This is a genomic window from Nesterenkonia muleiensis, assembly GCF_003600155.1.
Taxonomy (GTDB): domain Bacteria; phylum Actinomycetota; class Actinomycetes; order Actinomycetales; family Micrococcaceae; genus Nesterenkonia; species Nesterenkonia muleiensis.
Genome location: NZ_QWLD01000029.1, coordinates 82279 through 92405 on the forward strand (window position 1 = coordinate 82279; position 10127 = coordinate 92405).

General features: G+C 60.0%; 8 protein-coding genes. 7 read left to right on the top strand and 1 reads right to left on the bottom strand.

What is annotated here, in order from left to right; translation table 11 throughout:
- Window positions 1-34 precede the first annotated feature (34 nt).
- Window positions 35-1591: an RNA-directed DNA polymerase gene (locus DVO78_RS08405; RefSeq protein WP_120004368.1), complete on the bottom strand. Its 1557-nt coding sequence runs from the start codon at window positions 1589-1591 to the stop codon at window positions 35-37.
- Between the two features lie 832 nt (window positions 1592-2423).
- Here DVO78_RS08405 and DVO78_RS08410 point away from each other — a divergent pair.
- From DVO78_RS08410 to DVO78_RS08440, 7 genes are all read left to right on the top strand, one after another.
- Window positions 2424-2678, top strand: a complete 255-nt coding sequence (locus tag DVO78_RS08410) for a helix-turn-helix transcriptional regulator (protein ID WP_120004369.1) — start codon at window positions 2424-2426, stop codon at window positions 2676-2678.
- Window positions 2671-3852, top strand: a complete 1182-nt coding sequence (locus DVO78_RS08415) for a tyrosine-type recombinase/integrase (protein WP_120004370.1) — start codon at window positions 2671-2673, stop codon at window positions 3850-3852. Before DVO78_RS08410 ends, DVO78_RS08415 begins: the two co-directional genes overlap by 8 nt.
- A gap of 449 nt (window positions 3853-4301) precedes the next feature.
- Window positions 4302-5528 (top strand): ABC-three component system protein, encoded by a 1227-nt coding sequence (locus DVO78_RS08420; protein WP_120004371.1) that lies wholly within the window; start codon window positions 4302-4304, stop codon window positions 5526-5528.
- Window positions 5525-6052, top strand: coding sequence for a three component ABC system middle component (locus tag DVO78_RS08425; RefSeq protein ID WP_120004372.1), 528 nt, complete (start codon window positions 5525-5527; stop codon window positions 6050-6052). The genes DVO78_RS08420 and DVO78_RS08425 overlap by 4 nt, the downstream gene beginning before the upstream one ends.
- 83 nt (window positions 6053-6135) lie before the next feature.
- Window positions 6136-8160, top strand: coding sequence for a DUF3732 domain-containing protein (locus DVO78_RS08430; protein ID WP_120004373.1), 2025 nt, complete (start codon window positions 6136-6138; stop codon window positions 8158-8160).
- A 105-nt stretch (window positions 8161-8265) separates the two neighbouring features.
- Window positions 8266-9165 carry a phosphotransferase gene (locus tag DVO78_RS08435; protein WP_120004374.1) on the top strand — a complete coding sequence of 300 codons (900 nt, stop codon included), beginning with the start codon at window positions 8266-8268 and terminating at the stop codon, window positions 9163-9165.
- A 646-nt stretch (window positions 9166-9811) separates the two neighbouring features.
- A partial coding sequence (locus DVO78_RS08440) for an ACT domain-containing protein (RefSeq protein ID WP_120004375.1) occupies window positions 9812-10127 on the top strand: 316 nt, incomplete at its 3' end.

The following is a 10127-nucleotide window of genomic DNA, read 5'->3' on the forward strand; positions in this document are numbered from 1 at the left end:
GTTATCCCTTGGCTACACGGGTGCGAGACACGTCCTAGCGACCTGTGGCGTCGAAGTCTCCAGAAACGGAGGGAAGTTCCCAACCTGAGTACTCTAGATATTTGAGAATGATGCCATTGTTAGGGTTACGGAGCAGCGAACTTTGAACATCACTCTGAGAACTTCCTGCCGTGAGTTGTCCCAGAGCCAGGAGGCGGACCAGCAATGTGTCATGCTCGCTCTCGATTCTCTCTGCTGAAAGCGTGCGAAATCTTGCCGGTTCGGTGGTTGCCAGTCTTTGAACCGCAACAGCAACCATCTGAAGGTTTTGGGATTCACTAAGCCAGGACTCGAGATGATTACGGATCGTTGAGTTTAGATCGTCCGAACTGACTGCAAGAGCGAGTTGAGCGTTTGCCCAGGCCGGGTAATTCCACGGAGAGCTATATAGCTTGTCGAACCATTGTGATAGGTCAAGCCGGCCTCTAAAATTTCGGTTTGCCGTTGCGAGGTACCTGCCTATTCTGTCAGCAGCATGAGGTAGACGTGTCGCAGCAACCATCCAATCCTGAACCCGGTCGAAGTGCTCATAGTAAAGGAGACTCTTGATGACCATGCCGATTTCCGACCGGTCTGCACCCGCTGGGTCGCGAAGAATCTCGTCCTCTGCTTTCTCAAGCATGCTCGCATCTATGTAAGTTGCTTCGTGCTCTCCGTAATCAGTTTCGATAGTTACCGTCGTCATGGGCAGCTGGATGAGCCCCTGCGCCTCAATCCGCAATTTTTCTGCGCTAGCTCTGCCCGACGTTAGGAAGGTCTTGGAGGTGTTCAGCTCTAGGCCGGATTTCCGGCCATGTTCCTGAAGCTTCAACAGCAAGTCATACAGTTCGTGTTCGGGCCCCTCAAAGCTGATATCGTCCATCCATCTTCGAGCTGAGGTGATTCGTCCGTCTCCGAGCCGGGCCGCGATGAGATCGTCAACGCCGTTGAGCGCGAACTGGGCTAGTAGGGCTGAAGCAGTACTTCTCTGCGGAAGCCCAGAGCGACCTGGGAATTTTCCATGCTCACTCAAGACCTTGGAGATAATATGTGTCGTGACGCCATGATCTTGTGTTACTTCGGTGATCCGCCGGAGTAACGAGTCGGTATCGATCGATGAAAAGAATGAAGTTATATCAGTCTGTGCTGCATATTCTGTGGAACTTATTTGGGACTGACTCGTTTTGTAATCGAGCCACTCCTCTGACCCCTTGTGGGAGTAGATACCGTCACGGAATCTCCAGCCGTAGACCCACTCGGGAAGGGAAGCGTGGAGTTTCGAGGCCAGTCGAATGGCGGCCGCTGTATATGCCAGGCGAGTACGCGGATCCTGGATTACGGCCGGCCGGACACCAAGGAATGACTTCGGGACGCTAAATAGGTGGAAACTGGGAACAGCTTCAAACACGAACTTTTTATCAGCTTTCTTAACACCGAGGTCTTCCGCGTGCAGCGTCCTTGCAAAGTCCGGCTGGCATTCTGGCCATCCCCAAGGGTCGCGGTACCAGTCTCCATATTTCTCAGAGGTCAGGATTTCAGATGCTTTGATGAGATCTAACCCTAAATGTGCCATTTGGCCTCCAGTGAGCAGTAGTTGAGCTGCGTGCAGATCTCCTGTACGCAGATTAAGGGTAGTGTCTGTCGATTGAGTAACCTGCGGCACTGGAAGGGAGCAGCAAGGGGCATCGGTTGCGGTACAAGTTGCGGTCGTCGATCCTTAGCGATTTGGGTCAAGTCTCTTGGAATAGGGGCGGCTATGGTCCGCCGCTACTCACGGTTGTCTGAGCGTTAAGTCAAGGCGTTGGCGTGGGTCGTTTGAAGACGGGCGTCCCAGACGGTGTCTGGGACGATTTCACGTCACGCGTAAGGGAACTAAGTTTTTCCTGGCTGATCGTGTGTTGGTGTCTGTCGATCGAAGGCGAAATGAACAGTACCGGGTTTGGTTCCGTCAGTCCGCCGGTAGATTAACCTGCTCTCTTAATCCAGGGTGAGGACGGGGATTGAATTGATCTAGGCATTCAGCTCCCGTTTGGTCACGCGGGGCAACTTAGGGGCGTTGATTTCTCTCTCTACCCGCTCATGGATCGTGGTGGCGTGTGGCTCCGCCGTGAGGTTGGCGGCCGGGAATCGGGCAACGCCTCGTTCGAGGGACAGACAGCGGACGGGGACCGCCAATCCCTATCGGCCGAGTCCGGTGCCCTTGTGCGGAGAGTTAGCGAGCATCGCTAGATCCCCAGCGCTTCGGTGGCGAAGATCTGGCTGCCATCACCCAAGGTTACGTGTGAGCGCTGAAGGGGCGAGCTCGCCCGGGGTCAGGGCATCCACAGCGGCCATAAGCGTGGCGCTATGCCTTCGAAGGCCCGCCTGACGGCCTTCTTCCAGTCCTGGGATACGAGACTGGAGGGATGATCAAAGAACCACATTCCAGCTCGCAGGGCCTGGAGCCACTACTGAACATCAATGAACTCGCTGACTACCTCGGTGTCCCGGTCTCGACTATCTATGACTGGCGTACCAACGGGAAAGGTCCCCGCGCGTATCGTTTCGGTAAGCGCATCATGTTCGGTGTCACCGATATCCATGCCTGGATGGACACCATGCGTGAATCTTCCCCTGGGGCCGCCAGCTTTCCCACAGCGGGGGAGACCGCGAGTGGGTAGGCCCCGCACGCCCATCGGCACCTTCGGTACCATCGCCTGCCGCGAGCAACCCAACGGTAACCATGTCGCTCGTGCCCGGTTTCGGGACTGGGACGGCCGCAACAGGCTCGTCGAGGCCACCGGAGTCTCACGCTCCACTGCGGAACGGAAGCTGAAACAGAAACTCGCCGAACGCTCTTACTACCAGCCCGGCTTCAACCGGCTGAACGCCGATAGCCCATTCCCCGAGCTGGTCGCCTACTGGCTAGAGGACATGGAGAACGAAGATCGCCTCTCACGGACCACGAGAAACCTCTACGAGCGGGACATGCACACCCTGGTCTTTCCGGCGTTCAAAGACCTCACTCTGCGGGAGATCGGGGTCGCTCGCTGTGACTACTTCCTCAAGCAACTGGCTCAACGCAGCTATAGCCGAGCTGCCCATGCCCGCGTTGTCCTCCGCCTGGTCCTGGGGCGGGCGGTGCGGCATGAGATCTTGCCGCGTAATCCTATGGACCACGTCTCGCGGTTGCACCGGAAGAAGACCATCCCCGAAGCGCTCACCATCAGCGAGATACACGACATCCGTGCTGCGATCACTGCTTGGGAATCACGGAAGGTCTTGGCGGGTCCGAGACCGGATGGGCAGCTGGGGCAGATCATCGAGGTCATGCTGGGTACTTCCGCCCGTATCGGTGAGGTCCTGGCTATCCGCCTCCAGGACCTCCACCTAGATCACCCGGTGCCGATGGTGCGGATCGCAGGGACCATCATCAGCCGCAAAGGCGAACCGACCCACCGGCAAGACCACCCCAAAACTGACCGTTCGGTCCGGCGGGTGGCCCTGCCCTCGTTCGCACTTGAGGCGATTCGCTCACGCCTGCACCGTAGTGGTGATACTGACCCTGAGGCGCTATTGTTCAGCACCCGGGCGAGGACGCCGCATACGACGAACAACATCCGCCGACTCCTGCGACAGGTGATGGACCAAACGGGCATCGAGAACGTTACCCCGCATCGCTTCCGCCGGACTGTCGCCACTGTCATCAACGACGCCCAGGATGCGGTGCTTGCCTCCGAGCTACTGGGACACACCGACCCGCGAATCACGAGGCAGCACTACATCCAACCCGATGAGACCGTGGACCCCGTCACGGCTGAGCACCTCGAACAAGCCTTCGGTAAAGCCAGTTGAAGCGACTTCGAGAAAGTCTGAGACAGCTCTATTACCCTCCTCGCCAGCCAGTCCCAGACCAGCCACTTCAAGCACTCACAGCGTGTCTCGCCTATGGACATTGTCCATGCCTGCGAGGTCACGGAACAGCTCCTCGGGGTTCATGGCGGGGGCCGGGTGCGCTCCGCCGGTGATGATGGCTACACGTGTCCCTCTGCTCTGCGCCAGGTTAGGAGGTGATCCGGTGGTCAGGCCAAGTCTTCAGGTCGGTGCGGCTGGCTTGAGACTGCTTCCGCGGGTGTCGAGCCCTCGGCTCAGAGGCGACGGCCGGCGGACATCCACCCACATCCAGGAGACTGCACGGGTATCGTTGGACGAGGTACGACGCGCAGTACGCCCCAGAGCTCAACAAACTCGCGACAAGTGGCTATCGTGCAGGGTGTGACCAATCACCGGACGAGGAGGGACGCATGACTGGTACTCACTCGGCCACAGGGTCCGCCTTGGGCTACCAGTACCAGGCAGACTACTGCCTGTATGCCCTGCTCAAGGACGGTGGCCCAGGCCGCTCGGTCTCACTCGAGCTCCACGATGACGTCGCTTGGGACCGGGAGGGCACCGCCGAAGAGAAGCTCCAGATCAAGCACGCCATCCACGGCAAGGGCGGGCTCGGTGACATGTCGCGGGAGATGTGGAAGACGATCAAGGCGTGGCTCGATGACGGGCAAGCGGACAACTCTGACGGTCCGGCGCTAAAGTTGGTGTCCACAGGAACCGCACAGGAGGGCTCCGCTGCATACCTGCTCAAGGATCTCGATACCCGCGATGCCGCCGCCGCGGCAAGTAAGTTGCGAACAGCGATTGACCAGAGCAAGACTAAGGATGTTGCGATGCTTGCCGCTTTCGACGCGTTTAGCAAGCTTGGAACCGCGGCCCAGAACACTTTTGTCTCTCGGATAACCGTCGTCGACGCTGAACCTACGGTGGCGGATGTTGCGGCGGCCGTAAAGGAGAGGATCTGGACCCATCTCCCTGCCGAACAGAGTAAGCACGACCTGTTTCTCGAACAGCTGTGGGGTTGGTGGCGGGGTCGAGTGGTCGAGATGCTAACCTTCCGCTACTTCCCCCAGGATGACACACTTCGGCAGTCGGTGAACTCCGCCGACCTCACCTCCAAACTCATCCAGCTGACCGTAGCGTTCAGCGACCAAGGGTTACCGGAGTTCCCGGAGTTCGACGTGGCGGACGATGACGAAATCCTGTCCGGACTCGGCCGCGAAGTGTTCGTCCATCAGCTCAGCTTTGTGAGGACGCACGATCGCGTTGTTCGTCGCGCAATTGTCGACTACTACCGCGCAACGCACAGCGAGGTGAAGTGGCTCGAGCGAGACTTCCTTCGCGGCGACGACATCCAACGCTACGAACGGAAGCTCCGCGAAGCCTGGGACGTCCTGTTCGGCCTGATGCTCTCTGGGTTGCCCGCCAGCGCCTCCGAGCACGATGAGGCCGAAGCTGGCCGCAAGCTTTTGCAAGACGTTCTCACTAAACAGCCCATCCGTATTCGTGACCATGTCGACCAGGACTTCTACTACCGCGGGAAGCACCACATGATGGCTCAGGGCAGCGACCTGGGGTGGCACCCGAACTTCAAGACCAAGGTTGAAGAACTCCTGATGGGATCGATGACAACAGCATGACAACTGACGCCAGCGCCGTTGCCACCGACCCGGAGCTTCCGGCGTGGCCTGTGCGATCCCCAGTTCCGGCAGCCATGTTCAATCCGGCTCTGATCTCCGCCGCTGTCGCGACCGCAGCGAATCAGTACGAAGAGACCGCTGGCTTCGCAATGTCCTGGCCTCTCGCATACCTCGTCACCCCCTTAGTGCTCCACCGGCCGACCCGAGAAGGGCTCCCGCGCACGAAGGCAACAAGCCTGGCCAAGTGGGTCGGCGACAACGCCGTACTGGTCGAAGGCCTGCCCGTACGAGCCCGACAGATGACCCCCTACGTGCGGGAAGGCCTGCGGTTCGGGCTTCGCGAAGGCACCATGGAACTCCTCGACGGCGACGCCCTGCGCAGCCTGGCCAGCGCCCAGATCAACGTACGGAAGGTCGACGGTGACCTCGCTATGATCTACCGAGCCTCCGGCATGATCGGTCGAGTGTTTGGCCGCGCCGGCAGCGCCGCCGCTATCTTCGCCTCACTCCGCGTGCAGCCTTAGACGGCGATTCGGCCCAGAGGGTCACGGAGTGTCATCCCGGTTTTTCCCACCCCAGTGACGCAAAACATGGCAACGTAGGCTATATGCAACTTGCGTCGGTCTACCTATACTCAACCCACGGTGAGGTCGAATTCATCGACTTCAATCCTGGGCGCCTGAACATCGTTACGGGCGTTTCGCGCAAGGGTAAGTCGGTCTTGGTCAAGATCATCGATTACTGCTTGGGGCGTTCCGACATTCCCACCTCGGCTGGCAACGTGGAGAAGGCGCTCAGCTGGGTAGGCGCGATGTGGCAATTTGACGACGGTGGCCGCGCGTTCGTCGGACGACCGCTACCGCAGGGACAGCAGAAGAACGTTGAGGCGCTCCTGACCATGGGGGACGCCACGCTCCAGGCTCCGCAGTTCCCGTTCGAGCCGAACATGAACACCAAGACCATGCGACTCGAACTCGGTCAGCGCATCGGCATCGATGAGAGCAGGATCGAACCGCCTCTCGGGTCTCTCCGCGACCCGCTCCGCACCCATCTAGGTCACGCGGCTTTTTTGTGCATCCAGAGCCAGGACGAGATCTCGTCGTCGACCAAGATCTTCCACCGCTCCGGAGAGCGTGGAGTCGACGAGGCGTTGCGAGACACCATCCCGTACTTCTTGGGCGCAGTCCCGCCCGACCAGGCACTGCAGAAGGCGATATTGCGGCAGGAACAACGACGCCTGCAACGACTTGAACGTGACTTGCGCGACGTGATTGAAAACGCCGAAGGAATCGAGGCCGAACTTCTTGCGCTTCACTCCGAAGCAGTCGACGTCGGTCTGGCGGACCCGCTTGAATCCACCCGGCCGACGAATCGCAACGAACTGGTCTCACTCTTGCATCGCGCCAGTCGCGACGTCTCCGTCGTGCCGCCGGACACCGCATCTACGCAGTCCCAGGACGCCGAGCGGCGTGCTCGCAACGATCTCGAACGCGCCGAGGACGAGCTCGGCCAGCTGCTCGCACAGCGTGCACTCCTCCTCGACGAGTCCGAAGGTAGCTCCGACTACCAAGACGCGCTGAAAGTCCAGGTCGGGAGGCTGACCAGCCTCGACCTCCTCTCGCCCGCGTCCGTGGCCGCCGAAAGTGGAGATGAGGAGACCAGCGTCCAGGTTCCCGGCTGCCCCGTGTGCGGTCAGGAAACCGCCGACCCGACAAGCGGTCAGATGCGTGCTTCCTTAGAGAAGCTCAAGTCGCAACTGGTCGGCATCCGAGGAGCATCGCCGGCGAAAAGTGCCGCGCTTGAGAGCATCAACCAGCAAATCATGGAAGCGCAGCGACGCGTCCGCCAACTCCGACAGGCGGTCGACGCAACGCTCTCAGCGCAGTCAGCGGTAGGCCGGGACTCCAGCCGTAGGCAAGATTTCACCCGCGGTCGCATCGACGCACTCGTGGCCCGCGCCCCCGAGGCGGACGAGAGCAACGCTGCCCGGATTCGTGAACGGATCGCGGTGGCCGAAGGAACAATCGACGAACTCCAGCGGTCCTTGTCCGACGACTCCGCTCGCGAACGCCTCACCACCCGGCTCAACCGCGTCGGACGCGACCTCACTAAGCACGCCCAGGATCTCGGTCTCGAGCACAGCGACAAGAACGTACGCATCGACCTTGCCGAACTCACCGTGGTGGCCGAAGTCGATGATGATCCTGTGCCGCTGCACCGCATCGGCAGCGCCGAGAACTGGATCGGTTACCACGTCACCAGCCACATGGCCCTTCACGAATCGTTCATCCGGCACGACCGACCCGTTCCCCGGTTCCTGGTCCTGGACCAGCCGTCCCAAGGCCATTATCCGTCCCAACGTGAACGTCAGACAGAAGCGGGAACCGCTGACGCCGACGACCAAGCGGTGCGCGACCTGTACAAGAAGATGTATGACTTCGTCGACGACAACAACGGCAAGTTCCAGATCATCGCCGTCGACCATGCCGACTTCGCTGAGGAATGGTTCACGTCCTCTGTGGTCAAGGACTGGCGCGATCAGAGCCAGGGTCAGGTCGGTCTGGTTCCCGCTGAGTGGCTCGAACGCCTTGATACGACAACTGACGAAGAAGATCCCCTCATCGAGGAGTAGCTGTAGCTGGCTCATCCGCGATGACATCACCCAGGATCGAGCAGATCGCATCGTCAGCGCTGTCGTTACTGGCTGGATATGCGGTACTAGGCTGAGCGTGTGAGGATGTCACCCATGGTTGGTGACGAGTCTCCGGAGGTGGCCAGTGTCGATGCTGTGGCGCAGGAGTTCGGCGTCGCCTTGGAGCGTCCGTTGGGTGGTCGGGCTAGCGCGAACTGGCTGGTGGTGCGAGGAGGGGATCCCCTGGTGCTTCGGCGGTACTCAGATGTCTTGGAGTTGGGTCCGGAACGGTTGCGCCAGGCCATCGACTGGCAGGTCGAGGTACGCACCCGTGTGCGTCGAGCTGGGTGGCCGGTAGCCGCCGCGATCGGAGAGCCGCTCAGGTCGGATGGAGCCTGGTGGACGCTTGAGAGTTGGTTGCCCGGCGCGCCAGCCGTCATGACCCCCTCTCAGCATGCGGACCTGATTGCCCAGTGGCAGCGGATCGACGGCATCGCCGAAGATCTCGGTCCACAACCTCATCGCCTTGATCATCTTGCTGTGTTGAACGATGCAGAAGCCGCTCGATACCTGGCCCAGTGTGAGAACGTGCAGGATCGAGAGTGGTTGCTGACACGACTGGACCAGGTTCTGGCGGGAGCCCAGCGGGTGGACTGGGAGGCCTCTCGCCGCACCCTGGTCCACGGTGACCTTGCCAGGCACAACATTCTGTGGGCGGATGGGAACCTCTCCGGTGTTCTCGACTTCGAGCTTGCCACGATTGACCGTCGGATCACTGAGGCGATTCACGTCTGGCGGTGCCGCCACGATGATGTACTCCTCGCCTACGACCAGCAAGTGCCACTCAACGATCAGGAGTGGCGGATGCTCCTCATCGACTGGTGGGCCCTCATGCTCACTCTGTCCCTGTTCCAGCTGCGCCGTGGCCGGCAACCCAGACGTTGGGAACTCGATGGACTCCGACGAACCTCACCGCTGAGCGACACACTGGCCCACAACCTCTAACGAAAGGACTCCGCTAGTGGTGTCCGCGGCAGTTCCGCAGCCAGATCCTGACCGTGTAAGTGCGCCATGACCAGGCCTGCCATCCCGCTGCACTTCGACACGGATTGTCCGCCGCTGCGGCCGACTCGCCATCATCCGGATCTGCTGCGTGCAGCGAGTCGCCTACCTTGCATGAGCAGACGCGAAGGCCTCTGACGGTACGAGGTTCAACGCGCAGGGTTGAGAACCCTTCGCTGCATCTCGATACACGCTTTCATTCTGAGGCAACATGTGCCGCCACCTAGGCGAATGAACGCCCCAGGCGGGTAGTTGGGTGTCTCGGGCATGCAAGATCCTAGGAGGTAAGTGAAGTTTGTCTTCCTGCGAAGTCCCAGGTCAGAGGCCAAATCGGGGAGGGAAAATCTAGGTGGAATTGTGGCGAATACCACATGGCGTATCTAACAGTCCTAAAGGCGAGGACTGCTACAGGTCATAGAGTACTCCGTGGAAGAGTAGGAGGAGTGGCATCTTGCTCGGTACGATGTCAGCGCGAGAATTCATAACCACCCTGCTGTCTGTCCAACATGCTGTGCTCGTGATATCACTGGGTGGGGCCTGAATGACTCTGTTGCTGCGTGGCGGGTGATGCAGAGATAAGGGGTAGGCGATGAGTGCTGGTTCGACCGACCTGGCTGCCATGCTTCGCTCGATGGACGCCATCGTCCGGCCCGATGAGTATGTGTATGCGAAGGTGGCAGCCGATAATCCTGTTCGGGAGCGTGCTGCGGCACTGATCTGGGAGGAGGAGGGGCTCACAGCGGTCTTACCTCGCGAGGACGCAGATGCCTACGGCGTGACCTATGATTTCGTGGCTGCTTGGATCACTCTGACGGTACATTCTTCGCTGGAGGCTGTTGGATTGACTGCTGCTTTCTCGCAGTCACTTGCTGCCGAAGGCATCAGCTGCAACGTACTGGCGGGTT